This is a genomic window from Leptolyngbya sp. AN10, from assembly GCF_050565645.1.
In the GTDB taxonomy this organism is placed as follows: domain Bacteria; phylum Cyanobacteriota; class Cyanobacteriia; order Leptolyngbyales; family Leptolyngbyaceae; genus Leptolyngbya.
In genome coordinates, this window is the sequence record NZ_JBNXVP010000109.1 from 1 (window position 1) to 1,081 (window position 1,081).

1 protein-coding gene is annotated in these 1,081 nt (G+C 54.3%); it reads left to right on the forward strand.

Annotated features, from left to right (window positions below):
* Positions 1 to 4: 4 nt before the first annotated feature.
* Positions 5 to 1,081, forward strand: a 1,077-nt coding sequence (gene psbA, locus ACQ4M5_RS41765) for a photosystem II q(b) protein (RefSeq protein WP_430681693.1), incomplete at its 3' end; no start/stop codon positions are given.

Here is a 1,081-nt window from a genome sequence, read left to right on the forward strand (position 1 = left end):
AACCATGACAACCACCTTACAGAGACGCGAGAGCGCAAATCTGTGGGCGCAGTTCTGCAACTGGGTCACCTCCACCGACAACCGCCTTTATGTAGGCTGGTTCGGCGTATTGATGATCCCCACATTGCTTGCTGCAACCATCTGCTACATCGTTGCGTTCATCGCAGCGCCCCCCGTTGACATCGACGGCATCCGCGAACCCGTTGCTGGTTCGTTGATGTTCGGCAACAACATCATCTCCGGTGCAGTCGTTCCTTCGTCGAACGCAATCGGCTTACACTTCTACCCGATCTGGGAAGCCGCATCGTTAGATGAGTGGCTGTACAACGGTGGTCCTTACCAACTCGTCGTCTTCCACTTCTTGATCGGCGTATTCTGCTACATGGGACGTGAATGGGAACTTTCCTACCGTCTCGGCATGCGTCCTTGGATCTGCGTTGCGTACTCTGCCCCTGTAGCAGCAGCAACAGCCGTGTTCTTGATCTACCCGATCGGACAAGGCTCGTTCTCGGATGGAATGCCCTTGGGAATCTCTGGAACTTTCAACTTCATGTTGGTGTTCCAAGCAGAGCACAACATCCTGATGCACCCGTTCCACATGTTGGGAGTCGCTGGTGTGTTCGGTGGTAGCTTGTTCTCCGCAATGCACGGTTCCTTGGTCACCTCCTCGCTGGTTCGTGAAACCACCGAAGTGGAAAGCCAAAACTACGGTTACAAGTTCGGACAAGAAGAAGAGACCTACAACATCGTTGCAGCCCACGGCTACTTCGGTCGGTTGATCTTCCAATACGCATCGTTCAATAACTCCCGCGCATTGCACTTCTTCTTGGGTGCATGGCCGGTCGTCGGCATCTGGTTCACCGCATTGGGTGTGTCCACGATGGCGTTCAACCTGAACGGATTCAACTTCAACCAATCGATCATCGACTCGCAGGGTCGTGTGGTCAGCACCTGGTCTGATGTAATCAACCGTGCGAACTTGGGAATGGAAGTGATGCACGAGCGCAACGCTCACAACTTCCCGCTTGACTTGGCTGCTGGCGAAGCTGCACCTGTGGCGCTGTCTGCACCTGCAATCAAC